Annotated in this window: 24 protein-coding genes and 1 riboswitch; of the genes, 17 read left to right on the forward strand and 7 right to left on the reverse strand. The window is 71.4% G+C overall.

The genetic code is table 11. From position 1 onward, the window contains the following. Positions 1-13 precede the first annotated feature (13 nt). The 4 genes from ACOKM3_RS33605 (at position 14) to ACOKM3_RS33620 (ending at position 4,656) form a co-directional block, all read left to right on the forward strand. On the forward strand, positions 14-943 hold the full coding sequence (locus ACOKM3_RS33605; RefSeq protein ID WP_426904998.1) for an amidohydrolase family protein: 930 nt from the start codon (positions 14-16) through the stop codon (positions 941-943). Positions 944-1,950: 1,007 nt separating this feature from the next. Then, positions 1,951-2,694 carry an aspartate racemase/maleate isomerase family protein gene (locus ACOKM3_RS33610; protein ID WP_426904999.1) on the forward strand — a complete coding sequence of 248 codons (744 nt, stop codon included), beginning with the start codon at positions 1,951-1,953 and terminating at the stop codon, positions 2,692-2,694. Next, positions 2,681-4,105 (forward strand): UbiD family decarboxylase, encoded by a 1,425-nt coding sequence (locus tag ACOKM3_RS33615; protein WP_426905000.1) that lies wholly within the window; start codon positions 2,681-2,683, stop codon positions 4,103-4,105. The genes ACOKM3_RS33610 and ACOKM3_RS33615 overlap by 14 nt, the downstream gene beginning before the upstream one ends. Next, on the forward strand, positions 4,096-4,656 hold the full coding sequence (locus ACOKM3_RS33620) for a non-oxidative hydroxyarylic acid decarboxylases subunit B (protein WP_426905001.1): 561 nt from the start codon (positions 4,096-4,098) through the stop codon (positions 4,654-4,656). Before ACOKM3_RS33615 ends, ACOKM3_RS33620 begins: the two co-directional genes overlap by 10 nt. Here ACOKM3_RS33620 and ACOKM3_RS33625 read toward each other — a convergent pair whose 3' ends face one another. Together ACOKM3_RS33625 and ACOKM3_RS33630 are read right to left on the reverse strand one after the other, a co-directional pair. Next, positions 4,657-6,063 (reverse strand): uracil-xanthine permease family protein, encoded by a 1,407-nt coding sequence (locus tag ACOKM3_RS33625; protein ID WP_426905002.1) that lies wholly within the window; start codon positions 6,061-6,063, stop codon positions 4,657-4,659. A gap of 142 nt (positions 6,064-6,205) precedes the next feature. Continuing rightward, on the reverse strand, positions 6,206-7,420 hold the full coding sequence (locus ACOKM3_RS33630) for an MFS transporter (RefSeq protein ID WP_426905003.1): 1,215 nt from the start codon (positions 7,418-7,420) through the stop codon (positions 6,206-6,208). 94 nt (positions 7,421-7,514) lie between these two features. Between ACOKM3_RS33630 and ACOKM3_RS33635 the strand changes: the two genes are divergently transcribed. Next, positions 7,515-8,687 (forward strand): ROK family transcriptional regulator, encoded by a 1,173-nt coding sequence (locus ACOKM3_RS33635; RefSeq protein WP_426905004.1) that lies wholly within the window; start codon positions 7,515-7,517, stop codon positions 8,685-8,687. A gap of 65 nt (positions 8,688-8,752) precedes the next feature. On the opposite strand, the gene ACOKM3_RS33640 is transcribed toward ACOKM3_RS33635, so the two are convergent. Together ACOKM3_RS33640 and ACOKM3_RS33645 are read right to left on the reverse strand one after the other, a co-directional pair. Continuing rightward, the gene (locus tag ACOKM3_RS33640) at positions 8,753-9,487 is read right to left on the reverse strand and encodes an SDR family oxidoreductase (protein ID WP_426905005.1); all 735 of its coding nucleotides are present in this window, start codon (positions 9,485-9,487) and stop codon (positions 8,753-8,755) included. Between the two features lie 141 nt (positions 9,488-9,628). Further along, on the reverse strand, positions 9,629-10,543 hold the full coding sequence (locus ACOKM3_RS33645) for an RNA polymerase sigma-70 factor (RefSeq protein WP_426905006.1): 915 nt from the start codon (positions 10,541-10,543) through the stop codon (positions 9,629-9,631). A gap of 148 nt (positions 10,544-10,691) precedes the next feature. Beyond that, positions 10,692-10,823: riboswitch (FMN riboswitch) on the forward strand. 158 nt (positions 10,824-10,981) lie between these two features. Here ACOKM3_RS33645 and ACOKM3_RS33650 point away from each other — a divergent pair. The 9 genes from ACOKM3_RS33650 to ACOKM3_RS33690 all read left to right on the forward strand — a co-directional run bounded on the left by ACOKM3_RS33650 (position 10,982) and on the right by ACOKM3_RS33690 (position 18,414). Further along, positions 10,982-11,605 carry a riboflavin synthase gene (locus ACOKM3_RS33650; protein WP_426905007.1) on the forward strand — a complete coding sequence of 208 codons (624 nt, stop codon included), beginning with the start codon at positions 10,982-10,984 and terminating at the stop codon, positions 11,603-11,605. After that, positions 11,602-12,252 (forward strand): nicotinamide mononucleotide transporter family protein, encoded by a 651-nt coding sequence (locus ACOKM3_RS33655; protein ID WP_426905008.1) that lies wholly within the window; start codon positions 11,602-11,604, stop codon positions 12,250-12,252. Before ACOKM3_RS33650 ends, ACOKM3_RS33655 begins: the two co-directional genes overlap by 4 nt. Further along, entirely contained in the window at positions 12,249-13,529 is a 1,281-nt protein-coding gene (locus ACOKM3_RS33660; protein ID WP_426905009.1) for a bifunctional 3,4-dihydroxy-2-butanone-4-phosphate synthase/GTP cyclohydrolase II, read from the forward strand. The genes ACOKM3_RS33655 and ACOKM3_RS33660 overlap by 4 nt, the downstream gene beginning before the upstream one ends. Before the next feature lie 36 nt (positions 13,530-13,565). After that, the gene (ribH, locus tag ACOKM3_RS33665; RefSeq protein WP_266721889.1) at positions 13,566-14,051 is read left to right on the forward strand and encodes a 6,7-dimethyl-8-ribityllumazine synthase; all 486 of its coding nucleotides are present in this window, start codon (positions 13,566-13,568) and stop codon (positions 14,049-14,051) included. Positions 14,052-14,085: 34 nt separating this feature from the next. Next, entirely contained in the window at positions 14,086-14,358 is a 273-nt protein-coding gene (locus ACOKM3_RS33670; RefSeq protein ID WP_425836281.1) for a phosphoribosyl-ATP diphosphatase, read from the forward strand. 58 nt (positions 14,359-14,416) lie between these two features. Continuing rightward, complete coding sequence (gene hisG / locus ACOKM3_RS33675) at positions 14,417-15,265, forward strand: ATP phosphoribosyltransferase (RefSeq protein ID WP_426905010.1); 849 nt, start codon at positions 14,417-14,419, stop codon at positions 15,263-15,265. Positions 15,266-15,276: 11 nt separating this feature from the next. Next, entirely contained in the window at positions 15,277-15,726 is a 450-nt protein-coding gene (locus ACOKM3_RS33680) for a PH domain-containing protein (protein WP_426905011.1), read from the forward strand. Between the two features lie 277 nt (positions 15,727-16,003). Beyond that, the gene (locus ACOKM3_RS33685) at positions 16,004-17,341 is read left to right on the forward strand and encodes a hemolysin family protein (RefSeq protein ID WP_426905012.1); all 1,338 of its coding nucleotides are present in this window, start codon (positions 16,004-16,006) and stop codon (positions 17,339-17,341) included. Then, entirely contained in the window at positions 17,338-18,414 is a 1,077-nt protein-coding gene (locus ACOKM3_RS33690) for a hemolysin family protein (protein ID WP_426905013.1), read from the forward strand. The genes ACOKM3_RS33685 and ACOKM3_RS33690 overlap by 4 nt, the downstream gene beginning before the upstream one ends. 105 nt (positions 18,415-18,519) lie before the next feature. Here the strand turns inward: ACOKM3_RS33690 and ACOKM3_RS33695 are convergent, their stop codons facing one another. Beyond that, on the reverse strand, positions 18,520-20,382 hold the full coding sequence (locus ACOKM3_RS33695) for an AAA family ATPase (protein WP_426905014.1): 1,863 nt from the start codon (positions 20,380-20,382) through the stop codon (positions 18,520-18,522). Positions 20,383-20,789: 407 nt separating this feature from the next. After that, positions 20,790-21,431: a uridine kinase family protein gene (locus ACOKM3_RS33700; protein ID WP_426905015.1), complete on the reverse strand. Its 642-nt coding sequence runs from the start codon at positions 21,429-21,431 to the stop codon at positions 20,790-20,792. A 213-nt stretch (positions 21,432-21,644) separates the two neighbouring features. On the opposite strand from ACOKM3_RS33700, the gene ACOKM3_RS33705 reads away from it, so the two are divergent. Both ACOKM3_RS33705 and ACOKM3_RS33710 read left to right on the forward strand, forming a co-directional pair. Further along, on the forward strand, positions 21,645-23,039 hold the full coding sequence (locus ACOKM3_RS33705) for a peptidase C39 family protein (RefSeq protein ID WP_426905016.1): 1,395 nt from the start codon (positions 21,645-21,647) through the stop codon (positions 23,037-23,039). A 125-nt stretch (positions 23,040-23,164) separates the two neighbouring features. Further along, on the forward strand, positions 23,165-23,659 hold the full coding sequence (locus tag ACOKM3_RS33710) for a hypothetical protein (protein ID WP_426905017.1): 495 nt from the start codon (positions 23,165-23,167) through the stop codon (positions 23,657-23,659). 6 nt (positions 23,660-23,665) lie between these two features. Here the strand turns inward: ACOKM3_RS33710 and ACOKM3_RS33715 are convergent, their stop codons facing one another. Beyond that, positions 23,666-25,147, reverse strand: coding sequence for a M1 family metallopeptidase (locus tag ACOKM3_RS33715; protein ID WP_426905018.1), 1,482 nt, complete (start codon positions 25,145-25,147; stop codon positions 23,666-23,668). 200 nt (positions 25,148-25,347) lie between these two features. On the opposite strand from ACOKM3_RS33715, the gene ACOKM3_RS33720 reads away from it, so the two are divergent. Next, on the forward strand, positions 25,348-25,500 hold the full coding sequence (locus tag ACOKM3_RS33720) for an SCO1431 family membrane protein (RefSeq protein WP_426905019.1): 153 nt from the start codon (positions 25,348-25,350) through the stop codon (positions 25,498-25,500). Positions 25,501-25,525 lie beyond the last annotated feature (25 nt).

Below are 25,525 nucleotides of genomic sequence, written 5' to 3' on the forward strand. Positions count from 1 at the left end.
AGGAAACAGCACCTTGATCATCGACACCCATATGCACCCCACGAACATCGTCGACCAGGCGTGGCGGCACGACGGCTCCCCGTTCACGGGTGAGCGCACGCTGGAGATGATGGACGGCCCGTACATGATCAACGGCAAGCCGCGCCGCATCGACTACGGCTGCATCATGCCGCCGCCCGGCAACTCCGTCTGGCAGGACGGGATGCGCACCGGGCGCGAGGGCATCCGCGACTACATGGCGTACATCACCGAACTGGTCACCACGTACCCCGACCGGTTCATCGGGAACTTCATGTACAACCCGCGCTTCGGGCCAGAGAACGGGGCGAAGGAGCTGGAGTTCCACGTCAAGGAGTACGGCTACAAGATGCTGAAGCTGCATGCCAACATGCATGCTTACCGGCCCGACCGGGCGCTCGACTGGCTGCGGCCCGTGCTGCGGGTCTGCGACGAACTGGGTGTCGTCGTCCTCATCCACACCGGCGACGGGCCGTACTCGATCCCGACGCAGTTCTACCCGATCATCCGGGAGTTCACGAACGTCAACTTCATCCTCGCCCACTTCGGTGTGCAGACCGGTGGCGTGTACTGCTTCGAGGCGCTGTACATGATCCTCGACTCGCCGAACGTGTACGGGGAGTCCGGCTGGCTGCTCCAGTCGCGGATCGTGGAGTTCGCGCAGCAGATGGAGAAGCACCAGCTGGTCTTCGGCACGGACTCGCCGCCGAACGAACCGGGTATGTGGGCGCGGGAGTTGGAGGTGCTGTGCGGTCCGCCGCCGCAGGGCATGAACCTCTCCGAGGAGCACCTTGAGGGGTACCTCGGCAACAACATGGCCAAGCTCCTCGACCTGAAGCCGACGCCTCCGCCGCGCAACCAGGAGGAGGCGCGACTTCGCCTCACGGACACGTACGCGTCGTTGGACACGGTTGCGCGTAGGTAGGGGTGGGCCGGGGGCGCCGGAGGTTAATGGGGCGTTTGGCCCTCCGGTGCCCCGTGCCGGGTGCGTCGGCCCATCTCCCACCCACCCGCCCCCTCCGGGGGGCGTCGGCCCCACGGGGTGCTGTCGGCCCGGTTCCCGGCCTGTTGCGGTCGATCGGCCCACGTCACGGGGCTCTGCCCCGGACCCCGCTGCTCAATCGCCGCAGGGGCTTATTTTGCCCACCGCCGCCTGGGGCACGTCGGGTGGCCGCTACCCGCCTGGGGTGATCTGGCGCCACCGCGGCTCCCCACCCGTTGCGGTCGGCCGCGACCACGTCTCCCCACCTGTCGCAGTCGACGCCGCCCCGCCTGGGGGCAACCTCCGCCGACCACGGCTCCCCACCCGCAGCGGCCGACGCCGCCCCCGCCTTGGGCAATCTGCCGCCTTGGGCGGCAGGGTGGGCAAGGCGGCGCCCGGTGCCGTGCAATGAACACGGAGGCTCCGGCCCCGGTGCCGGTGCGCAGCCTCGGTGCTGCCTCACGGGCGGTGGGTGAGCCCTGGTGTGGGGCAGCGAGCACCGTGGACGCCGGTCCGGGTCGCCCGCGGGGGCCGGAGCCCCCGGAGGGGGCGGGCGGGTGGGAGATGGGCGGGTACCGGCGCAGCCGGGGGAGGTCCGGTGCCGCGTAACGGTCACGTCAGGCGTCAGCACGCGCCCGGTGCCGCGTAACGGTCACGTCAGGCGTCAGCACGCGCCCGGTGCCGCGTAACGGTCACGGCGAGCGTCAGCACGCACCCGGTGCCGCGCAGCGATCGCGTCAGGCGCCGTCACGGCCCGCCCGGTGCCGCGCACCACCCACGTCAGGCGGCATCACCGCCCGCCCGGTGCCGCGCACCAGCCATGGCCCACCCACCCGCTGCCGCGCCGGCGCCACCGCGGCCCACCGCAACAGTCACCCCAACCCCAACCCCAACCCCGACCCCGACCACGCCCCCGCCATACCCCACCGCCACAGACAGGACCCGCCACCATGCAGCGCATCGGGCACCTCCTCCCCGCCACCTCCCTCGGCGCCGACCGCTGGGTCGCCCAGATCTGCGCCCCGGTCCAGGTGGACATCGCCCACCCCGCCGCCCGCGCCCTCCTCCCCGAGTTCCAGTACGGCCCGTCCCTGACGGCCACCCACACCGACGAACTGCGGCGCGGTGCCGAACAGTTGGCCCAGGCCGGCGCCGACGCCATCGTGTGGCACGGCACCTCGGCCGGCCTCGACGGCGCCGCCCACGCCCGCACCGTCGCCCGCGTCATCGAACGCACCGCCGGCGTCCGCGCCTCCACCGTCACCCTCGGCCAACTCGACCTCCTCGCCCGCGCCGCGACCCACTCCATCGCCCTGATCACGGCAGGCTCCGAACAACAGGCGGGCCGCCTCGCCGACACCTGCCTCGCCGCCGGCCTCCGTATCGCCTCCCTCACGGCCCTCGACCTGGCCACCCCGCGCGAGGCGGCCGAGCTCCCCGTGTCGAAGGTCCGCCGGATCCTCCTCGACGCCGATTCCGCCGACGCCGAGTGCCTGGTGGTGGCCGGCACCGAACTACCGGTCGCCCCCGTCGCAGCCATGGTGGAACGGGAGTTGGGCAAGCCGGTGCACGACGGGGCGCGGGTGGCCGTCCGTACGGCACTCGACCTGCTCGGCACGGGAGTCGAATCCCCCGCGTGGGGCGGGTTGTTCACCGGCGGCATACACGCGGGAGTCTGCTGTGACAGCCACTGACCCCACCCGGGCCACCACCACCGCCGATCAGGATCTGCACGCCTTCCTCGACGCCTACCGCACTGCCCACCCCGACGACGTACTCACCGTCGACGAGAAGCTGGAAGGCGAGGACGTCGCCGCCCTCGTCGCCGAACTCGCCGCCCGTGGCCGCGACGAACTTCTCGTGTGCGCACAGGTGGAAGGCCTCGACGGCACGCCCCTCGTCACCAACCTCTTCGCCTCGCGCACCCGCGTCGCCCGCCTCCTCGGCACGGACCCGGCCGGTCTGCACCGCGCCTACCAGCGCGCCGCCGCCCGCCGCACCGAACCCCGCGTCGTCCCCACGGGCCCCGTCCTCGACACGGTCGCCGAGGGGCCGGACGTCGACCTGACCACGCTCCCGCTCCTCAAGCACTTCGACTCGGACCGGGGCCCGTACATCACCAGCGGCGTCATCACCGCCGAAGCACCACCGCCCGCACCCGACGCCCCCGGCCGCTCCGGCAACCTCAGCTACCACCGCGCCCTCGTGCACAGCCGCACCGAACTCGCCACGAGCCTGCACTCGCGCGGCCACCTGTGGCAGCTGCTGCGCCTTGCCGAGGAGCGCGGCGAGCCGCTGCCGGTGGCGATGGTCATCGGCGCCCACCCCCTCTTCCAGCTCGCCGCCTCGGCCCGCGTCGGCCCCGACGTGGACGAACGCACCCTGGCGGGCGGCCTGTTGGGGGAGCCCCTGGACGTCGTACGCACCCCACGGCACGGGATTCGCGTCCCGGCCTGCGCCGAACTCGTCCTCGAAGGCGTCATCGACCCGGCCCGCACCGCGCCCGAAGGCCCCTTCGGCGAGTTCTCCGGCTACTCCTCCGACCGCTCCACGAACAACGTCCTCACGGTGCACAGCGTGCTGCGCCGCCGCGACGCCGTCCTCCTCGACATCGTCGGCGGCAACAGCGCCGAACACCTCAACCTGGCCCGCATCCCGCGCGAGTCGGAGATGTCCGAGCAGCTCACGTCCCGCTTTCCCGAGGTCACGGCGCTGCACTACCCGACCTCCGGCACGCACTTCCACGCGTACGTCGCCCTGCGCCAGGCCCGTCCAGGACAGGCCCGGCAGATCATGCTCGCGCTGCTCGGCTGGGACCCGTATCTGAAGACGGTCGTCGCGGTCGACGACGACGTGGACATCACCCGCGACGAGGACGTGCTGTGGGCGCTCGCGACCCATCTCCAGCCGGGCGCCGACGTGTTCACGGTTGACGGCCTTCCCGGCAGCCCCCTCGACCCCTCGTCGACCCCGGACGGCACCACGTCCCGCATGGCCCTCGACGCCACCCGCGCCCCGCACTTCGACGCCGTACGCATCCGTACGGACCCGGCCCGCGTCGCGCGCGCCCGCGAACTGCTGGACCGGGGGCCGGCGTGCGGCTGATCGTCGGGATCACGGGCGCGACCGGCGCGGTCTACGGCATCCGCCTTCTGGAGGCGCTGCGCGCCGTGCCCGACGTCGAGACGCATCTGATCCTGACCCGCTGGGCGCGTACGACCATCGAGCTGGAGACGGACCGGAGCGTCGGCGACGTACAGAAGCTCGCCGACGTCGTGCACCGCCCCGGTGACCAGGCGGCGGCCGTCTCGTCCGGCTCGTTCCGCACCGACGGCATGGTGATCGCGCCGTGCAGCATGAAGACGCTGGCGGGGATCCGGGCCGGCTACGCGGACGGGCTGATCGGCCGGGCGGCCGACGTGGTCCTCAAGGAGCGGCGGCCGCTGGTCCTCGTACCGCGCGAGAGCCCGCTGCACGAGATCCACCTGGAGAACATGCTCGCCCTCGCCCGCATGGGCGTCCGGATCGTGCCGCCGATGCCGGCGTTCTACCAGCGCCCCAAAACGATCGAGGACCTGGTCGACCACACGGTCGCCCGGGTCCTCGATCAACTCGCCCTGCCGGGCCCTGCGGTGGACCGGTGGGAGGGCGGGTGACTACTTGTCGCCGACCGGCCTGTTGTCGGCTCGCTCCTCGTCGTACGACGACGTGCCCTCGTCGAGCAGCGGCTTCTGCGTCTTGAGGTGCGCGGGGGCCATCGCCCGCAGTGCGTGGTAGCCGGTGATCACGACGATCGTGCCGAGGGCGATGCCGCTCAGCGAGAAGGTGTCGGTGAACTTCAGGGAGACGTCGCCGATGCCGATGATGATGCCCGCGGCGGTGGGGACGAGGTTCAGGGGGTTGCGGAGGTCGACGCCCGCGTTGATCCAGATCTGCGCGCCGAGCAGGCCGATCATGCCGTAGAGGATGACCGTGATGCCGCCGAGGACGCCGCCCGGGATCGCCGCGACGATCGCGCCGAACTTCGGGCACAGGCCGAAGAGCAGCGCGAATCCCGCCGCCGCCCAGTACGCCGCCGTCGAGTAGACGCGGGTCGCGGCCATCACGCCGATGTTCTCGGAGTACGTGGTGTTGGGCGGGCCGCCGACGGCCGTGGAGAGCATCGAGCCGACGCCGTCCGCCGAGATGGCCGTGCCGAGCTTGCCGTCGAGGTTGTCGCCGGTCATCTCGCCGACCGCCTTGACGTGGCCCGCGTTCTCCGCGATCAGCGCGATGACGACGGGGAGGGCGACCAGAATCGCCGACCACTGGAAGGACGGCGCGTGGAAGCTCGGCAGGCCGAACCAGTCCGCATGGCCGACCGCCGACAGGTCGAGGCGCCAGTGGTCGACGGCCTTGCCGCCGCTGTTCGGAGAGTGGATCTGCCCGAAGATCCGGTCGAGGACCCAGGAGATCGCGTAGCCGAAGACCAGTCCCAGGAAGATCGCGATGCGCGACCAGAAACCGCGCAGGCACACCACGGCCAAACCGGTGAACAGCATGACGAGCAGCGCCGTCCACTGGTCGGTCGGCCAGTACGTGGTGGCCGTGACCGGGGCGAGGTTGAAGCCGATCAGCATCACGACCGCGCCGGTCACCACCGGCGGCATCGCCGCGTGGATGATCCGCGCCCCGAACTTCTGTACCGCGAGGCCCACCAGGAACATCGCGACACCCACGACGAAGACCGCGCCCGTGACCGTCGCGCTGGTGCCGCCCTGCGCCCGGATCACGGCCGCGACGCCCACGAAGGAGAGCGAACAGCCCAGGTAGCTGGGGACCCGGCCGCGCGTCGCGAGCAGGAAGATGACCGTCGAGACGCCGGACATCATGATCGCGAGGTTCGGGTCGAGGCCCATCAGGACGGGCGCCACGAAGGACGCCCCGAACATCGCGACCACGTGCTGTGCGCCGAGCCCGATCGTGCGCGGCCACGTCAGCCGCTCGTCGGGGCGGACGACCGCGCCAGGGGCCGGCGTGCGCCCGTCGCCGCCGTGCAGTTTCCAGCGCACGCCGAGGTCCATGAGAGTTTCCGCCTTCTGTGGGGGCCGTGAGGTGGGTGGTGGGGTGGCCGACCATTGCTGCCTGTGCGGCTCGAAATGATCGCTTCATGTTAATGCGACGTAAGTGCGACCTCGCACCGAGCCACCGCCCACCTGCCCGGTCCTACGAGGCGTGATCCGCCGCCCGCGAGGCGCTCGGCTGCGCCGCCCCCGTCTTCGTACGGTCGCCGCCGCGCAGCACCTTCGCGAACACCACGAGCCCGGTCGCCAGCACGGTCACCAGGCCGAACGAGACCACCAGGCTGGTCGCGTCGGCGATCGTGCCGATCGCCGAGGGCGCGATCAGGCCCGAGGTGTACGTGATGGTGGCGACGCCGGCGATGGCCAGGCTCGGATTCGGGCCGCTGCGCCCGGCCGCGGCGAAGCAGAGCGGCACCACGACCGCGATACCGAGGCCCACCAGGCCGAATCCGGCCATCGCGACGCCCGGGTTCGGCGCGACCACCACGAGCAGCGCGCCGAGCGTCGCCACGACGCCGCTGATCCGCACGGTGCGCACCGCGCCGAACCGGTCCACCACCGCGTCGCCCGCGATCCGCGCCACCGCCATCGTGAGCGTGAACGCCGTGGTGCAGGCCGCCGCGAGCCCGGCCGACGTGCCGAGCACATCCCGCAGATACACCGCCGACCAGTCCAGGCTCGCGCCCTCCGCGAACACCGCGCAGAACCCGACCGCCCCGATGAGGAGCGCCGACTTGGGCGGCAGCGCGAAGCGCGGCGGCGCCTCCTCTTCCTCCGTCGGACGCAGATCGAGCACCCAGCGGCAGACGACCAGGCCCGCCACGGTCAGCACGACCGCCGCGATCGCGTGGTGCAGCCGCGCGTCCGAGCCCAGATGCGCGGCGAGGGTGCCGCCGAGCGAGCCGAGCAGGGCGCCCACGCTCCACAGCCCGTGCAGCCCCGACATGATCGATTTGTCGAGCCGGGTCTCGATCTCGACGCCCAGCGCGTTCATGGCCACGTCCGACATGCCCGCGGTCGCCCCGTACACGAGCAGCGCGGCGCACAGCGTGAGCAGGTTGGGTGCGAGCGAGGGCAGGATCAGGGCCAGCGTCCACAGCGCGAGCAGTCCGCGCAGCCCGGCGCGGGCGCCGAAGCGGTGGGTGACGCTGCCCGCCAGCGGCATCGAGAGCGAGGCGCCGATCGCGGGGAAGGCCAGCGCGAGGCCCAACTGCCCCGCGCTCACGCCCGCGTGCTCCTGGATCCAGGGCACCCGCGTCGCGAACGACCCCGTCACGGAGCCATGGATGCAGAAGACGGTGGCGACGGCGTACCGCGCCCGCTTCAACTCCCTTGGTGCGTACGTCAGTTCCTGCATCCCGCGAGCCCTCCCCAAGTCTCCCTTGCGTGCCGCCGTAAACTATCAGGAACCCTGCCTGATAATGCCAGTGATATCCGCGTAGGATCCCGCCATGCCCGCATCGCCCAGAACCGCCCGAGCCATCAACGACCGGCTCGCGCTGCGCCTCCTCCAGGAGGAAGGGCCGCTCACCGCAGGGCAGTTGAAGGACCGCACGGGCCTGTCCCGGCCCACCGTCGCCGACCTCGTCGAGCGGCTCACCGCGGCGGGCCTCATCGAGGTCGTCGGCGAGGCGGGCGCCCAGCGGCGCGGCCCCAACGCCCGGCTCTACGGGATCGTCGCCGGCCGGGCCCACCTCGCCGCGCTCGACGTGCGCACCGGCGGCGTACGGCTCGTCGTCGCCGACCTGGTGGGCACGGTGCTCGCGGAGGCGTCGGTGCCGGTCGGGGCGGGGGAGGAGGCGGGCGCCGCCGTCGAGCGCACCGTCACGACGCTGGAACGCACGGCGAAGGAGGCGGGCGTCGAGCGGCTGCACACCGTCGGCGTCGGCGCCCCCGGCCTCATCGACCCGGCGACCGGCGAACTGCGCGACTCCTCCGGCCTGCCGCAATGGCACCGCCGCCTGGTCTCCGCGCTGCAAGAACGGTTGCCCGCACGGGTGTTGGTGGAGAACGAGACGAACCTCGCCGCCCTCGCCGAGCGGCGCGACGGCGCGGCCCGCGACCGGGACACCTTCGCGCTGCTGTGGCTGGGCCTCGGCATCGGCGCCGCCGTCGTCCTGGACGGCAAGCTGCGGCGCGGCGCCTCCGGCGGCACCGGAGAGGTCGGATTCCTGCCGGTGCCGGGCACCGGCGGCCTGCCGTCCGCGTCCGGCTGCGACGGAGGCTTCCACTCGCTCGCCGGCTCGGCGGCGATCCTCGAACTGGCCGCGGAGCACGGCCTCGTGGGGCCGGGGGAGCCGCTGGAGCATGCGGCGGACGTGGTGCGCGCCGGCGACGCGGCATTCCTCGACGCGCTGGCCGACCGGGTGGTGCTGGGCGCCGCCGCGGTGGTGGCCGTCCTCGACCCCGGCTGCGTGGTGCTCGCGGGCGAGGTGGGCCGCGCGGGCGGCGAGGCGCTCGCCGAGCGGGTCGCTGCGCGGCTGGCGGGTATGTCCCCGCTGCCGACCGAGGTCCGGGCGGGTGAGTTGGGTGGCGCGGCGGTGTTGCGGGGCGCGCTGCTGGTGGCGCGGGAGACGGCCCAGGAGGCCGTCTACCCGCGATGGAGCGGCGAGTCCGGTGGGTAATTCGAGCCCCGCCTTCGGACGAGAGCCGGCGGGGTCCGGGGCGGAGCCCCGAGGCGCAGGACCGGTCAACGCCGAGCGAGATACTCCGCGAACGTCACCTTCCCGACCGCCTCCCGCGGAGCGAGATGTCCGCCCGCCCGAAACGCCCGATACGCCTTCCCGGCCAGCGGCACCGACACGACCGGGCGCCGCTTCCCCGCCGCCTTGAGATACGTACGCGCAAGATCCGGGAACGTAAGAACCTCGGGCCCGCCCATGTCCTCGACCCGCCCCGCCGGAGGCGACACCGCCAACTCGGCCAGCCGGTCCGCCACTTCGCCCACCTCGATCGGCTGATCGCTCACACCGGCGGGCAACAGCACCACCGGCAGCTTCGCCGCGACCCGCACGATCGTCGCCACCAGATCGTGGAACTGCGTCGCCCGCAGCACCGTCCACCCGAGCCCCGACTCCTCGACGAGCCGCTCCACCGCGAGCTTCGCCTTGTAGTAGGGGAACGGAACCTCGTCCACCCCGACGATCGAGATGTAGAGCAGGTGCGGCACATCCGCCCGCCGCGCCGCCTCCACCAACCGGGCTGCAGCCTTCTCGTCGCCGCCGGTCTGCGTCGTCGCGCAGTGCACGATCGTGTCCACGCCGGTCACGGCCCGGTCGAGCGCGGGCCCGCCCTCGCGCAGGTCCACGGCGTACGGCTCGCTGTGCCTGCTCAGCACCCGCACCTCGTGCCCCGCCCCGCGCAGCCGCTCGGTGACGAGCCGGCCGAGCGTTCCGGTTCCGCCGGTCACCAGGATCGTGGTCATCGCCGTCTCAGCTCCTTCGCAACCGGGCGTCCCCCTGCGGAACGCCCGTCGTCAGCTGAGAACCGGCGGGGCCGCGCGAATGTGACAGCCGCGCGAATGTGACAGCCGCGCGAATGTGACGGCCGCGCGAATGTGACAGCCCTACGCGACCGCGCCCAGCTGACGGGACACGAACCTCAGCTTGTCCGGATTCAGGATCGTCCGCCCCACCGAAACGCGCCCTTCCCGTACCTCGAAACACACCACCGCGAACAGGCTCCCGTCCGGCTGCCGCACGACGATCCCCGGCTCCCCGTTGATCTCCTCCACGAGCAGCTCGACGCCCACCAGATACTTCTCCGCGATGCCCTCCAGGAACCGCAGCACCTTCTCGCGGCCCTCGACCGCCTTGCGGGCCGCCGTGACCTTGCCGCCGCCGTCGCCCCACCACTGCACATCCGTGGCGAGGATCTTCTCCAGGCCCGCCAGATCGCCCTCGCGCGCCGCCCCGACGAACGCCTCCACCAGCTCGCGCCGCACCCGCTCGGACGGCTCGAACCGCGCGGCGGGCTCCGCGATGCGCGCCGTCGCCCGCCGGTACAGCTGGCGGCAGTTGGCCTCGCCGAGGTCGAGCACCCCGGCGATCTCCCGATACCCGTACGCGAAGGCCTCCCGCAGCACGTACACCGCCCGCTCGGTCGGTGTGAGGCGCTCCAGAAGTACGAGCAGTGCGCACGACACCGAGTCCAGCCGCTCGGCCGACTCGAGCGGACCGAGGGCGCCGTCCGAGGTAAGGACGGGTTCGGGCAGCCAGGGGCCCGCGTACTGCTCCCGCTGGACGCGGGCCGACGAGAGACGGTTCAGACAGAGGTTCGTGACGACCTTGGCGAGCCAGGCGCCGACGTGCTCGACGGCCCCCGGCTCCGTGGCACCGAACCGCAGATACGCGTCCTGCACCGCGTCCTCGGCCTCCTCGGCGGAGCCGAGCATCCGGTAGGCGAGCCCGAACATCCGGGCCCTGTGGTTCTCGAACTCGGCGGCGCGGGCCGCGTGTTCGGTGGAATGCGTGCTGGTCACGCCCTCAGCCTGCCAGAACGGCGCCTGCCGGAGCGGCGTCGTATTCCCGCCGGCGGGCGGAAACCAGCGTCGCGGCCTGTGAGTCAGCCCACAGCATTCGCATGCGTGCACGTCGGGGAGACGTGGCAGACTGGCTCTGTACCAGAAGCAGCGCACTCCGGGGTCGGTGAAAGTCCGAACCGGCGGTTACAGTCCGCGACCCGGTCACGATCCTGTGGCCGGTTGACCAGGTGAAATTCCTGGACCGACGGTTAAAGTCCGGATGGGAGGCAGTGCGCGGCGGGCGGGCACGTGAGTGCGCGTCGCCGGCTGTTTCAGCGGTTCCCCAGGGGACCGGTGTCGACCGCGGCGTAGCCACAGGTGTCGCAGTCCGTACGTTCTGTCGTCGTCGTACGACAGTGCCCCGGAGTCCAGGCCCGTAAAGGGAGGACCCGGGAAGTGTTCACCGGAATCGTCGAAGAGCTGGGCGAGATCACCGCCGTCGAGAATCTCGATGACGCCTGTCGCTTCCGTGTGCGCGGCCCCGTCGTCACGGACGGCGCCAAACACGGGGACTCCATCGCGGTCAACGGCGTGTGCCTCACCGTCGTCGAGCACGAGAACGACGAGTTCACCGCCGACGTCATGGCCGAGACCCTCAAGCGCTCCAGCCTCGGCGCACTCGCCACGGGCTCCCGCGTCAATCTCGAAAGGCCGATGGTCGCCGACGGCCGCTTCGGCGGGCACGTCGTGCAGGGCCACGTCGACGGCACGGGCACGATCGTCGAGCGGACCCCCTCCGAGCACTGGGAGATCGTCAAGATCTCGCTGCCTGCCGAGCTGTCCCGCTACGTCGTCGAGAAGGGCTCGATCACCGTCGACGGCGTGAGCCTGACCGTCGTCGAGGCCGCCGACGACTACTTCACCATCAGCCTCATCCCCACCACCCTCGCCCTGACCACGCTCGGCGTGAAGCAGGCCGGCGACCCGGTGAACCTCGAGGTCGACATCATCGCGAAGTACGTGGAGCGGATGCTCGGTGACCGGATCGCTTCCAACGGTTCGCAGGGCGGTGCGCGGTGAACTGGCTCAACACCGAGGCGTTCACGATCTTCGGCCAGCACATCCTCTGGTCCGACATGATCGGCAACACGATCGGTCTCATCGCCCTCGCGCTCGGCTGGCGCCGCTCCATCTGGACCTGGCCCGCCCAGCTGATATCCGGCGCGATCCTGCTCACCGCCTTCGCCACCGCCCACCTCTCGGGCAGCGCCGGCAAGCAGCTCGTCGTCATCGTCGTCGCCCTCTACGGCTGGTGGCAGTGGAACCGCGGCAAGGGCCAGGCGCAGGACGGCTCCATCGCGGTCCGCTTCGCCACCTGGCGCGAGCGCGGCTACCTGGTGGGCGCCGCCGCCGTCGGCACGCTCGCCGTGGGCGGCCTGTTCACCGCGTTCCCGACGCTGTCCTGGGACCCGTGGCCGGACGCGTACATCTTCGTCGGCACCGTCGTCGCGATGTACGCCCAGGCCCGCGGCATGGTCGAGTTCTGGTTCGCCTGGCTGCTCGTCGACCTCGTCGGCGTCCCCCTGAACTTCGCCAACGGCTTCGCCTTCTCCGGCTTCGTCTACGTCATCTACGGCGCGCTCGTCCTGTGGGGCATGCGCGACTGGTGGCTGCGCTCCCGCGCGGCCGCTTCCACCGCCCCGGCCCTGGAAGGAGCCCGCGCATGAGCACGGCACCGCACCTGTACGAGGTCGAGGACCTGAGCCTCGACCCGGTCGAGATGGCCGTCCGCGACATCGCCGCGGGCCGCCCCGTCGTGGTCGTCGACGACGAGGACCGGGAGAACGAGGGCGACCTCGTCGTCGCCGCCGAGAAGATCACGCCCGAGATCGTCGCCTTCATGATGAGCGAGTGCCGCGGCCTGATCTGCGCCCCCATGGAGGGCCCCGAGCTCGACCGGCTCGAGCTGCCGCAGATGGTCGGCCAGAACACCGAGTCGATGCAGACCGCGTTCACCGTCTCCGTCGACGCCTCCGGCGCGCACGGCGTGACGACCGGCATCTCCGCGGCCGACCGCGCGGCCACGCTCCGGCTCCTCGCCTCGGGAAGCAGCGAGCCCGGCGACTTCGTGCGCCCAGGACACATCTTCCCGCTGCGCGCCAAGGAGGGCGGCGTCCTGGTCCGCGACGGCCACACCGAGGCCGCCGTCGACCTCGCGCGGCTCGCGGGCCTGCGCCCGGCCGGCGCCATCGTGGAGATCGCGGGCGAGGACGGCGTGATGCTGCGCCTGCCCGAGCTCGTCCCGTTCGCCCGCAGGCACGGCCTGACGATCATCTCCATCAAGGACCTGATCGACTACCGCCGCAGTTCCGAGCCCACCGTCAAGCGCGCGGCGACCGTCCAACTCCCCACCGCCTTCGGTGAGTTCACGGCGTACGGCTACCGCTCCACGGTCGACGGTGTCGAGCACGTCGCCCTCGTGCACGGCGAGGTCGGCGACGGCGAGGAGGTCCTCGCCCGGATCCACTCCGAGTGCCTGACCGGCGACGTGTTCCACTCGCTGCGCTGCGACTGCGGCCCCCAGCTGGAGGAATCCATGCGCCGCATCGTCGAGGAGGGCCGCGGCGTCGTCGTCTACCTGCGCGGACACGAGGGCCGCGGCATCGGCCTCGTCTCCAAGCTGCGCGCGTACGAGCTCCAGGAGCAGGGCCGCGACACCCTCGACGCCAACCTGGAACTCGGCCTGCCCGCCGACGCCCGCGACTACGCGGCCGGCGCCCAGATCCTCGGCGATCTCGGCGTGCGCAGCCTGCGCCTGATGACCAACAACCCCGACAAGACCGAGGCCCTCACCCGCCACGGCCTCAAGGTCACCGAGCGGGAGCCGATGCCCGTCACGGCGGGCGAGCACAACCTGCGCTACCTGCGCACCAAGCGGGACCGCATGGGCCACGACCTGCCCTGGCTGGACGCCCCGCGGACGTCCGCCTGCAACAACCAGTAACCCCATTTCGAACGACGTACGTACGAGGAGAAGCGCGTGAGCGGCAAGGGTGCACCCGAACTGAGCGTGAAGAACTGCGGCGACCTGCGCGTGGCCGTCATCGCGGCCCAGTGGCACGAGCAGGTCATGGACGGACTCGTGGACGGCGCCCTGCGCGCCCTGAACGAGCTGGGCATCAGCGAGCCCACCTTGCTGCGCGTCCCCGGCAGCTTCGAGCTGCCGGTCGTCGCGAAGGTCCTCGCGGGCCGCGGCTACGACGCGATCGTCGCGCTCGGCGTCGTCATCCGCGGCGGCACCCCGCACTTCGAGTACGTCTGCCAGGGCGTGACGAACGGGCTCACCCAGGTCACCGTCGACACCGGCGTCCCCATCGGCTTCGGCGTCCTGACCTGCGACACCGAGGAGCAGGCGCTCGACAGGGCCGGCATCGAGGGCTCCAACGAGGACAAGGGGCACGAGGCGGTCACCGCGGCCGTCGCCACCGCGACCACGCTCCGCACGATCGCCGAGCCCTGGCGCTGAGGCCCGGCCCGGGACGCGTAAAGTAGACGCCACCATGTCCAATAAGACGTTCGAGGAGCTCTTCACCGAGCTCCAGCACAAGGCAGCCAACGGCGACCCCGCCACTTCCCGCACCGCTGAACTGGTCGGCAAGGGCGTCCATGCCATCGGCAAGAAGGTCGTCGAGGAGGCCGCCGAAGTCTGGATGGCCGCCGAGCACGAGGGCAAGGAGGCAGCCGCCGAGGAGATCTCGCAGCTGCTCTACCACGTGCAGGTGATGATGGTCGCCCGCGGCATCTCCCTCGACGACGTGTACGCGCACCTTTAAGCCCGCGTACCGACCACCCCATCCGCAACTCACCCCTTACGCAAAGGAATCCGACCTCATGCTGCGCATCGCCGTCCCCAACAAGGGTTCACTCTCAGGGCCTGCGTCGGACATGCTGCATGAGGCCGGATACCGGCAGCGCAAGGAGTCCAAGGAACTCGTCACGGTCGACCCGGACAACGAGGTCGAGTTCTTCTACCTGCGTCCCAAGGACATCGCGATCTACGTGTCCTCGGGCAAGCTCGACATCGGCATCACCGGCGAGGACCTGCTGATCGACTCCGGCGCCGAGGCCGAGACGATCCTGCCGCTCGGCTTCGCCCGCTCCACCTTCCGCTTCGCGTCGCGTCCGGGCGCGGTCAAGGACATCGCGGACCTCGCGGGCAAGACGATCGCCACCTCCTACGAGGGCATCGTCGGCAAGTACCTCGCCGAGCGCGGCGTGGAGGCCAACGTCGTGCACCTCGACGGCGCCGTCGAGACCGCCATCGAGCTCGGCGTCGCCGAGGCCATCGCGGACGTCGTCGAGACGGGTACGTCGCTGCGCAACGCCGGCCTGGAGGTCTTCGGCGAGCCGATCATGCGCTCCGAGGCCTGCGTCATCCGCCGCAAGGGCGAGACGACGGACGACCCCAAGGTGCAGCAGTTCCTGCGCCGCCTCCAGGGCGTCCTCGTCGCCCGGACGTACGTGATGATGGACTACGACTGCCGCGCCGAGCACCTGGAGAAGGCCGTCGCGCTCACGCCCGGCCTGGAGTCGCCGACCGTCTCCCCGCTGCACAACGAGGGCTGGGTCGCCGTCCGCGCGATGGTCCCGGCCAAGGGCGCGCAGCGCATCATGGACGACCTGTACGCCCTCGGCGCGCGGGCCATCCTCACCACGGCCATCCACGCCTGCCGCCTCTGAGGACGTCGACCATGTCCGACCAGCCCAGCCTGCCCGTCACCTTCCGGCCGGGCCGCACCCGCGCGGTCCTGCACACGCTCGGCGCCGCGTCCTTCGTGGTGATCACGATCGTCGCGCTGCTGCTCGGCGGCCTGAGCCCGGGGGAGAAGGTCAGCTTCGTCTTCACCGGGGCGCTGTTCTGGGGCGTGCTCTGGCTGCTGGCCCGTCCCAAGGTCGTCGCCGACACCGAGGGCGTCACGGTGGTCAACGTGGCGCGCAGCCGCCGGCTCTCCTGGGCGGAGATCGTCCAGGTCAACCTGCGCCCCGGCGACCCCTGGGTCTTCCTCGACCTCACCGACGGCACCAGCATGGCCGCGATGGGCATCCAGCCCGGCATGGCCAAGACCGCCGCAATCCGCGACGCAGAGGCGCTCCGCGCCCTGACGGAAGCGGCACACCAGTCAAGCCCCGCCGGCGATTGAGGCGCGGGGTCCGGGGCGGAGCCCCGAGACGTCAACCCCGGCGCCGCCGACTCCGGGACGAGCAGCCCCTGACACATCGCCCCCCGGCTTGATTAACCTGGTCCCGGGGCGCGCCACAAGTGCCGCCCCGCCCTTACCCGCCAAACCGGCGGAGCCAAGGGCTCCTGCGAACCGAGGAGTGACTCCCTCCAGCGATGGACGGATCGTCCGGTAGTACCTGCGCCGCCCCCTCCCGACATGGCGCGCCCCGCGCGCACACGTCCCCGGAGGCGGCGGCATGACCACCCCGTTGCTGCTCCTTGCGGCAGCCTTCCTCCTGATCCTCGCCAACGGCTTCTTCGTGGCGGCCGAATTCGGCCTCGTCACCGTGGAACGCCCCGACGCCGAGAAGGCCGCGGCCGCGGGCGACAAGCGCGCCCGCACGGTCGTGAATGCCCTCAAGCAGCTCTCCTTCCAGCTCTCCGGCACCCAGCTCGGCATCACCATCACCTCACTGGTCGTCGGCATGCTCGCCGAACCGGCCCTCGCCGAGCTGCTGCACGGCCCCTTCACCGCCGTCGGCATCCCCGACGGCGCCGCGGGCGGCATCGCGGTCGTCGTCGGCATGCTGCTCGCCGCCGCCGTGCAGATGGTGGTCGGCGAACTCGTGCCGAAGAACTGGGCGGTGTCGAAGCCGCTCCAGGTCGCCCGCTTCGTGGCCGGCCCGCAGCACGCCTTCTCCCGCCTGTTCCGGCCGGTCATCGCCCTGCTCAACGCCGTGGCGAACCGCCTCGTCCGCGCCCTCGGCGTCGAACCCGCCGACGAGCTGGCCTCGGCCCGCACGCCCGGCGAACTCGTCTCCCTGGCCCGGCACTCCGCGCAGGCGGGCGCCCTGGAACAGGACACGGCCGACCTCTTCGTACGGACCCTGTCGCTCGCCGAGCTGACCGCGCAGCACGTCATGACGCCGCGCGTGAAGGTCAGCGCGCTGCAGTCGTCCGCGACCGCCGAGGACGTGGTCAACCTGACCCGCGCCACGGGCCTGTCCCGCTTCCCGGTCTACCGGGAGCGGATCGACGAGATCATCGGCATGGTCCACCTGAAGGACGCCCTCGCGATGCCCGCGCACGAGCGGCTGCGCACGCCGGTCGGCCGCATCGCGCAACCCCCGCTGCTCGTCCCCGAGACCCTCCCCGTACAGCCCTTGCTGGCCCGGTTGCGCAGCGAGCAGCCGATCGCCGTCGTCGTCGACGAGTACGGCGGCACGGCCGGGGTCGTCACCCTGGAGGACATCGTGGAGGAGCTCGTCGGCGAGGTCCGCGACGAGCACGACGGCCTCGACCTTCCCGAACTGGCGGTCGCCCCGCCCGAGGACGGCCGTCCCGCCTGGGAGGCCGACGGCAGCTGCCGCGTCGACATCCTGCGCCGCATAGGCCTCGATGTCCCCGAGGGCCCGTACGAGACGGTGGCGGGGCTCGTCGCCGACCTCCTGGGCCGCATCCCGGCCCCCGGCGACAAGGCCGAACTCCCGGGCTGGCGCCTGTCGGTGCGAGCGGTGGACCACTACAGGGCAGAGCGCGTTCGCATCGTGAAGACCGCCGACGCGCCCACGCCCGTCCTGGAGGCGGCCCGATGAGCGCGCTGCAACTCGTCTTCGCGGCCCTGCTGGTCCTCGCCAACGGCTTCTTCGTCGGCGCGGAGTTCGCTCTCGTGTCGGTCCGCCGAAGCCAGATCGAACCCATCCCCGGCAAGCGGGCCAAGCAGGTCCTGTACGGCCTCGAGCACCTGCCGCAGATGATGGCGGCGGCCCAGTTCGGCATCACCGTCTGCTCGCTGACACTCGGCGCGGTGGCCGAACCGACCGTGGCCCACCTCCTGGAGCCCGTCTTCGAGGCGGCCCACGTCCCGCACGGCATGATCCACCCCCTCGGGTACGCGATCGCGCTCGCGGCCGTGGTCTTCTTCCACCTCGTCATCGGCGAGATGGTCCCGAAGAACCTGGCGATGGCGGCGCCGGAGAAGACGGCGCTGTGGTTCAGCCCCGGCCTCGTCGCCTTCGCCCGCCTCTGCAAGCCGGTCACGATCGCGCTCGGTGCCTGCGCCCGCCTGATCCTGAAGGCCTTCCGGGTCGAGCCCAAGGACGAGGTGGAGGCGGTCTTCACGAGCGAGCAGCTCAACCGGCTCGTGGAGGACTCGGGCCAGGCGGGTCTCCTCGCCCCCGAGGAGCAGGAGCGCCTGGAGGACGCCCTGGAACTGGGCTCCCGCCCGGTGACGGACGTCCTGATCGACCGCGCCTCCCTGGTGACGGTCGGCCCCGCGGTCACCCCGGCCGAGATCATCGGACTCACGGCCCGCACGGGCTACTCGCGCTTCCCGCTCTGCTCCGACGACGGCGCGTTCATGGGCTACCTCCACGTCAAGGACGTCCTCGACCTGATCGACGGCCCCGACACGGACCGTGCGGTGCCGCAGCAGCTCTGGCGCCCCATGGCCACGCTGCGGGCCGAACTCCCGCTGGACGACGCCCTCACGGTGATGCGCCGCGCCGCCACCCACCTGGCCCAGGTCGCGGACGCCTCCGGCCGCGTACTCGGCCTGGTGGCCCTGGAGGACGTACTGGAACTCCTGGTCGGCGAGGTCCGCGACCCGGCCCACCGCGAGAGCCCACGCGTCCCGGAGGCCCGAAGGCGCGAGGGGGCGCTGGCGTAATTTTCCGTCAAGTCCGGTTCGGCATATTGAGCCCCTGCGGCGATTGAGCAGCGGGGTAGGGGGCAGAGCCCCAGCCTTTCCGGGCGGGAGCCGTCCGCCACCGCGTCACCCGGCGGACGGCCCCCGCCCCGACAACACCTCGCCATACGCCTGCATCAGATCCGGCAACCGCAACGTCGCCAGGTCATCCCGAGTGGGCTCCACCGCATACCCGGTCAACCGCAGATCGCGATACGCACACGACTTCTCGTACAGCGTCCGCAGGAACCGCCCGTTCCCGAGCTCGTCGATCCACCCCTGGTCCACCACATGCCCGGCGATCGAGCGGAGCTCGTCCCGCGCCTCCTCGTCCCACACGTCCCCGTTCTCCGCGGCCAACACCTCGCCGATGGAGGTGAGTTCGAGCGGCCGGTACGAAGGGAAGTCGACCCGCGTCGTGAACCGCGACGAGAGCCCGGGGTTGGCGGCGAGCAGCCGGTCCATGCCCTCCGGGTACCCGGCGAGGATCACCACGAGGTGATCCCGGTTGTCCTCCGCCCGCTTCAGCAGCACCTGAAGCGCCTCGTCGCCGTACGCGTCGCCCTTCCCGTAGCCGGAGTTGGACAGCGCGTACGCCTCGTCGACGAACAGCACGCCACCGAGCGCCGAGTCGATGAGTTCGTTCGCCTTCACGGCCGTCTGGCCCAGATACTCGCCCACCAGGTCCGCCCGCTGCGCCTCGACCAAATGGTCGCCGCCCAGCAGCCCGAGCGCGTAGAAGACCCGCCCAAGAATCCGCGCCACGGTCGTCTTGCCCGTGCCCGAGGGCCCCGAGAACACGAAGTGCCGCTTCGGCGGCTGGACCGGAAGCCCCTGCCCGGACCGCAGCCGCGCCATGTTCAACTGGGCGGACAGCGCCTTCACTTGGCGCTTCACGGGCTCCAGGCCCACCATCCGCTCCAGCTCGCTGAGCGCCTCCTCCAGGAGCACCGGATCCGTGCTGCTGGCCGGCGGCGGCGCGGGCACCGGCACCACGGCCTTCTCCCGCACCATGTCGGCGTCATCGGCGGCCGAGCCGCCGGGAGGCGGCAGATCGGGGTCGGTGACCTTCAGATCCCGCCCGTCACTCTCGTACAGCGGATCGCCCATGTCACCGTCGGGCCCGTCCTGATATCCCGTCATGGACAGGGGCGCGAGGTCCGACCCGTCGCCGAAGTCCCCGTACCCGTCCCCCTCGGCGATCGCCGCGAGCCGCGCGGAGGTGTCCATGAAAGCAGGGTCGACCCGGTGCACAGCCCGGTACAGAGGGAGCGCGGCCGCCGAACGCCCGGTGCCCTCATGGGCCCTGGCCAGCCAGTAGCGCAGCTCCTTGCGCTGCGGCTGCTCGCTGCGACAGCGCATCAGGGCCGAGGAGAGCAGTGGTTCCGCCTGCCCGTACATCTCCAGGCGCACCCGGGCCATGCCGCCGAAGAGACCGGCCTCGATGCCGAGCATCGGGTCGTCGGTCAACGGGTCGGTGTGCCGGACCAGTTGATCCCAGTCCTTCACGAGGTACGAGCGGCAGGCGTGCAGGAACCGCACCTGTGGATCCGCGTCGAACGGGGGCAGGGTGGCCAACGCCCGGTCGAGGTCCGGGACATGGCGCCCGTCCAGCCAGTGCGAGGCGTGCGCGAGCAGCAGGTCGCGCGGGTGCTCGAGCACCGGCTGTACCCACCAGCCAAGCCAGTACCAGGAGTTGAGTGTGCGCCTGTGGCGCATGCGCTGCTCGCCGAACCGGTCGCGGTGCCGGAACATGCGCAGCAGCGCCGTCGTCGTGTCGACGCGCAGGGCGTGCAGCCCGAGCCAGCCGTCGGCCATCCCAGGGTCCATCCGTACCGCCGTGCGGAATTCGTCCTCCGCCTGCGGATACGCACCCATGGTGTAGGCGTCGACGCCTCGCAGCCAGGCGAGGTCGGCCGGGCCGGCCTGTGCACCGGTGCCGAAGTCCATCACGTCCCCCACAAACCGTGCCCCCGATGAACCGCTCTGTCATGGACGGGAGTTGTCACGATGCGGACAGCGAGCCGTCCGTAGACCGCACCGAGGGCATCGTACCTGCGGGGGCGAGCTCGGCCGTAGGGCGCAACCCGGTCGGATCGGGGTCCGGGCGGGGGGATTCGGCGCAGGTGGGCGTGGTTCCGGATGGTGACCCAGGGTGAGCGGAAGGCGCCTCGGTGCGCTCGAGAAGGGGCGTTGAGGGCAGAACGAAGCCCCCGATCACGGGGGAACAACCGGGGGCTTCGCGTCTGTAGGCGGTCCCGAAAGGCCGCACATTGAGAACGTAAGTCCTGTACGGCCCCTCGGTCAAGCAGAGTTGGAGCTCTCGCGGAAAGTGGCGGAAGGCCGTTTCCACAGGTTCACCGGACCGCTGGCGGTCCATCACTGTGAGTGATGGTCTCGTTCAAGGGTGGGATCCCATCAGGCCCTTCCCGCATCTCATATCCCTCCGGACACTCGCGTACCAAAAGGTGTGCGAAGGGGAGGGAAGGGTTCTCTTTGAAGTGCTTTTGCTCCGCTGGGATCCAGCCGTCCCAGAACTCTCGTTGCGCCTCGCCGTCCCGCGCCCGCCCCCGTGCCCACGCCGCCTCGCGGGGCATGTCGAGCCACAGCAACATCGCGAGTTCCGGCCGAAGTTCGCTCCGGCCCGCCCCGACGCCCTCGATCAGGACGACATCCGCGACCGGCAGTTCGCGCACGGCGGTGTAGCGGCGGGCGTGCCAGTCGTACGTCTCGTAGCGCGCGGTCGCGCCGCGGGAGAGCGGGGCGAGGACCTGGGTGCGCAGCCGCTCGGTCCAGCCGAAGAGCGCGTCGTGGCTCGCGAGGTCGTCGAGCCGCAGGACGGGCGCCCCGCCGAGCGCCTCCGCGAGCCGCACCGCGAAGGTCGACTTGCCGGAACCCGCGTGCCCGTCGACGCCGACGAGCCGCACGGGGCCGCAGGAGGGCGGCAGCCGGCGGATCCGGTCGGCGCAGTCGGCGAGGGGCACATGGTGGTAGCTCACGGCCGCAAGGGTACGACGCCGCCCGGATCGGTTTCGCGCGCGCCGCCGCAGGTCATGCCAGTGGTGAAGACCAATATTCGTGCCGGTGCCCCGCTGCGAAACGCTGGTGGAAATCCCGCCCCGGCGGCCATAGTTGGCGCACTCTGTCACGTCAGTCTCCGTCTCCGTCACGTCCGCCACGTTTGTCAGAACCGACGACCGAGGGATCAGCCGATGACCCGACCCGAAACCCCGTCCCCGCTCTCCCGGAGAACCGTTCTCGCGGCGGCCGCGGGCGCCGCGCTCGCCACGACGGCCGCGACGGGCTCCGCGCGCGCCGCCACCGGCGCCCGGGAATCCGCACAGCTCACACAGAAGAAGGCCGCGACCCGCCTCGTGGACAACCGCACCTGGACGACGTCCGTCGACTGGCACTCCGGCACCGCGCACGGCACGCGCGTCGTGAGCGGCGCGCGCCCCGGCGTGACGATCGGCGCGCCCGCCGGCACGAGAACGTACAAGGATCCGCACCTGAACAAGACGGCCCAGTGGGAGTACGCCGAGTGGCTCTCCCCGGTCCACGCGCTCTCGGTCCCCGCCACCGAGGTCATCGCGTCCTGGAACGCGCGCACCCCGAAGGGCACCTGGATCCAGATCGAACTCCAGGGCACCTACACGGACGGCGCCACGACCCCCTGGTACGTCATGGGCCGCTGGACGGCGGGCGACGACAAGGACGCCGACATCCGCCGCACGTCCGTGGACGACCAGTCGGACGGGAAGTCGAGCATCTGGACGGACACGTTCTCCATCGACGACGCGGCCTCGGGCCTGCGCCTGGTCTCGTACCGGCTGCGCCTGACACTGCTGCGCGCGCCGGGTTCGAAGGCGGCGCCCACGGTGTGGCGCCTGGGCGCCATGGGTTCGGATGTCCCCGACCGCTTCACGGTGCCCGCGTCCACGCCGGGTCTCGCCAAGGAGCTGAAGGTCCCGCGCTACTCGCAGAACATCCACGTTGGCCAGTACCCCGAGTACGACAACGGGGGAGAGGCCTGGTGCAGCCCCACGTCCTCGCAGATGATCATCGAGTACTGGGGTCGCAAGCCGACGGCCGAGCAGCTCGCCTGGGTGGACCCCTCGTACGCCGATCCGCAGGTCTGCCACGCGGCGCGTTATACGTATGACTACCAGTACGAGGGATGCGGCAACTGGCCGTTCAACGCGGCGTACGCGGCGACGTACAAGGACCTTCAGGGCGTCGTCACCCGCCTCTCTTCCCTCGCCGACCTGGAGAAGCTGATCGCGGCCGGTATCCCGGCCATAACGTCCCAGTCGTTCCTTAAGGAGGAGCTGACCGGCGCGGGCTACGGCACCTCGGGACACCTGATGACGGTCATCGGCTTCACCGCCGGCGGCGACGTCATCGCGAACGACCCGGCCTCACCCAGCGACGCCGCGGTCCGCCGCGTCTACAAGAGGCGCGAGTGGGAGAACATCTGGCTCCGAACGAAGCGCTACAACGCCGACGGCAAGGTCGTCTCCGGCACCGGCGGCGTCTGCTACCTGTACTTCCCGGCCGCCCCGACCGAGAAGCAGCGCAAGGCGCTGGCGGCGGTGGGCGTGCGCTGACCGCCCCGCGGACCGATGAATCGGGCCGCCCACCGTGGTCTCCTCATGTGAAGGGGCACCCCGGCACACCCCTGTGCATCCCGGTGCACCCCTGTGCATCCCTATGAGGAGACCACGGAGACGCCATGCGGCAGCAGAACACGAACCACCCGGCCCTGAGCACGCTGGACCCGCTCCTCGGCGAGTGGCGGCAGTGGGCCCTCGTCGAGGGCGCTCCCGGTGGCCGGATCGGACCGATCCCGACCTCGTACGCGCGCACGCCCGACGGCGGCTTCCTCGTGCAGCGCGCCGACCTCGCGCCGGACACCGCGGCCGCCCTGCCGGAGGGCTGGCGCGAACACCACCCGTTCCCGACCGTCGCCTACATCGGATACGACGACGCTGCCGGGCACTTCACGATGCTCTACGCCGACGGGCGCGGCGTCTCGCGCGTGTACGGGCTGCGCCTGGCCGACGGGGAGCTGCGGATCTGGCGGGCGGCCCCGGACTTCCACCAGCGCTTCTCCGCCCGGTTCGACGCGTCGGGGGACACGCTCACGGGCGCCTGGGAGGCGTCGAAGGACGGAGAGGCGTGGCAGACGGACTTCGGGGTCGTGTACGAGCGGGTCGCCGGCCGGTGACGCGGGTCAGCCGGTGACGACCGGGTTCACCACCCAGTCGGGGTGGCCCGGCATCGGCGGGGTCTTGGAGCCGTACAGCCACGGGCGCAGGAAGCCCTTCAGGTCGTGGCCCGCGACCTTCGAGGCGAGTGCGATGTAGTCGGCCGTCGACGCGGTCTTCCCCCGGTACTGCGTGACCCACGCTCGTTCGATCCTCGCGAACGTCTCCGCGCCGACCTGCTCGCGCAGCGCGTACAGGACGAGCGCCGAGCCGTCGTAGCGCATCCGCTTGAAGAGGTTCGGCTCGGTGGGCTCGGCGGGGGCGCCGGCGTCGTGGCGCCACTGGTCGTGGTTCTCGTACGCCGTCCTCATCGCGGCCTCGAAGCTGTCGCCGCCGTGCTCCTCGGAGTACCAGCGCTCGTAGAAGCGGGCGTGGCCCTCGCTCAGCCACAGGTCGGACCAGGTGGCGATGCCGACGCTGTCGCCGAGCCACTGGTGGACCAGCTCGTGGACGAGATTGCGCTCGGCGTCGACCTTGGTGCCGAGCAGGTCCGCCTTCGGGACGAGCGAGAGGGTCTGTGTCTCCAGGGCGACGCCGAGGTCGGTGTCGCCGACGAGGACGCCGTACCGGTTGAACGGATAGGGCCCCAACTTCTGCTGGAGCCAGGCCAGATGATCGGGCGTCAGGTCGCGGTACTGCTTGGTCGGCGCCACGAGCGCGTCCGGCACGACATCGCGCAGCGGCAGCCCGCCCGGGCCCTTGCTGTCGATCAACGTGAAGTCACCGATGGCCAGTTGGACCAGCTGCGTCGCGATCGGCTGCTCGGAGTCGTACGTCCAGCGGACCCGCCCGTCGCTGCGCTCGATGCGGTCGACGAGGCGCCCGTTCGCGACGGCCGTCCGGTCGGCCGGGGTCGTCACGCGGAACGTGAAGGGGGCGCGCCGGCTCGGGTGGTCATTGGCCGGGAAGATCATCTTGGCGCCGTTCGGCTGCGGATACAGGACCGTCCCGTCGGGCGTCGGGATCCAGCCGTAGTCCTCGATCGCGTCGTCGCGGTGGCGCACCTGCGTCGGGTCGGCGGTGTACGCGACCTTCACGGTGAAGGCGCTGCCCTTGGGGATCGGCGAGGTGGGCGTGACGATCAGCTCGTCGCCCTCGCGCCGGGTCTGCGCGGCGCGGCCGTTCACGGTCACCGAGTGCAGCTCGTTCCCGGCGAAGTCGAGGTCGAAGCGGGACAGCGCCTGCGTCGCCGTGGCCTTGACGGTGGTGGAGGCGGCGAACGGGGTCCTCGGCGCCTGCCAGTCGAAGTCCAGCGTGTAGTGGCGCACGGTGTAGCCCCCGTTCCCGTCGAGCGGGAACATCGGGTCGCCGAGTCCCGCGGCACCCGGCGTCGGCGTGTCGGTGGCCGCCCGGGAGACGGCCGCCGGGCCGGTCAGCGCCGCGGTGACGGTGATGGCCGCGGCGAGGACGAGACGGGTTCTGCGGCGTGGTGTCCGGTACGTACTCATCGAGAACCTTCCGGTCGGACGGAACGCGTCGCTGTATGGGACGCACGACACGGCGGCCCGGTTGTACGTGACCAAGGTCTCGGCGGCGGGTCGGCGATCCGATGGCATGGTGGAGAAGGCGCCGCAGGGGGCTGGGTCTGTCGGGCCCGGGGCGCAGCCGGGGGAGCCAGGACCAGCACCGCGACCCGAGCGAGAGATCCATGACCGCACATTCCGCCACCGCTTCCACCGCCGCTACGCGCACCCGCACCGGCGGGCCCGAGGACAACGGGCCGAAGATCCTCGAACACGTCCTGGGCTGGACCTTCGTCGTGGTCCTCGCGATGCTCGTCACACAGCTCGGCCTGATGTGACCGGCCCGTCGCCCACCGCGATGTG

It is taken from the genome of Streptomyces nidicola (assembly GCF_050106155.1).
Taxonomy (GTDB): domain Bacteria; phylum Actinomycetota; class Actinomycetes; order Streptomycetales; family Streptomycetaceae; genus Streptomyces.

Coding starts and splice junctions, on each gene's coding strand:
- ACOKM3_RS33660 (WP_426905009.1), top strand. CDS start 12,249: ATGAGCACGGCACCGCACCTGTACGAGGTCGAGGACCTGAGCCTCGAC.
- hisG (WP_426905010.1), top strand. CDS start 14,417: ATGCTGCGCATCGCCGTCCCCAACAAGGGTTCACTCTCAGGGCCTGCG.
- ACOKM3_RS33685 (WP_426905012.1), top strand. CDS start 16,004: ATGACCACCCCGTTGCTGCTCCTTGCGGCAGCCTTCCTCCTGATCCTC.
- ACOKM3_RS33635 (WP_426905004.1), top strand. CDS start 7,515: ATGCCCGCATCGCCCAGAACCGCCCGAGCCATCAACGACCGGCTCGCG.
- ACOKM3_RS33710 (WP_426905017.1), top strand. CDS start 23,165: ATGCGGCAGCAGAACACGAACCACCCGGCCCTGAGCACGCTGGACCCG.
- ACOKM3_RS33720 (WP_426905019.1), top strand. CDS start 25,348: ATGACCGCACATTCCGCCACCGCTTCCACCGCCGCTACGCGCACCCGC.
- ACOKM3_RS33640 (WP_426905005.1), bottom strand. CDS start 9,487: ATGACCACGATCCTGGTGACCGGCGGAACCGGAACGCTCGGCCGGCTC.
- ACOKM3_RS33610 (WP_426904999.1), top strand. CDS start 1,951: ATGCAGCGCATCGGGCACCTCCTCCCCGCCACCTCCCTCGGCGCCGAC.
- ACOKM3_RS33690 (WP_426905013.1), top strand. CDS start 17,338: ATGAGCGCGCTGCAACTCGTCTTCGCGGCCCTGCTGGTCCTCGCCAAC.
- ACOKM3_RS33670 (WP_425836281.1), top strand. CDS start 14,086: ATGTCCAATAAGACGTTCGAGGAGCTCTTCACCGAGCTCCAGCACAAG.
- ACOKM3_RS33680 (WP_426905011.1), top strand. CDS start 15,277: ATGTCCGACCAGCCCAGCCTGCCCGTCACCTTCCGGCCGGGCCGCACC.
- ACOKM3_RS33705 (WP_426905016.1), top strand. CDS start 21,645: ATGACCCGACCCGAAACCCCGTCCCCGCTCTCCCGGAGAACCGTTCTC.
- ACOKM3_RS33695 (WP_426905014.1), bottom strand. CDS start 20,382: ATGGACTTCGGCACCGGTGCACAGGCCGGCCCGGCCGACCTCGCCTGG.
- ACOKM3_RS33625 (WP_426905002.1), bottom strand. CDS start 6,063: ATGGACCTCGGCGTGCGCTGGAAACTGCACGGCGGCGACGGGCGCACG.
- ACOKM3_RS33715 (WP_426905018.1), bottom strand. CDS start 25,147: ATGAGTACGTACCGGACACCACGCCGCAGAACCCGTCTCGTCCTCGCC.
- ACOKM3_RS33630 (WP_426905003.1), bottom strand. CDS start 7,420: ATGCAGGAACTGACGTACGCACCAAGGGAGTTGAAGCGGGCGCGGTAC.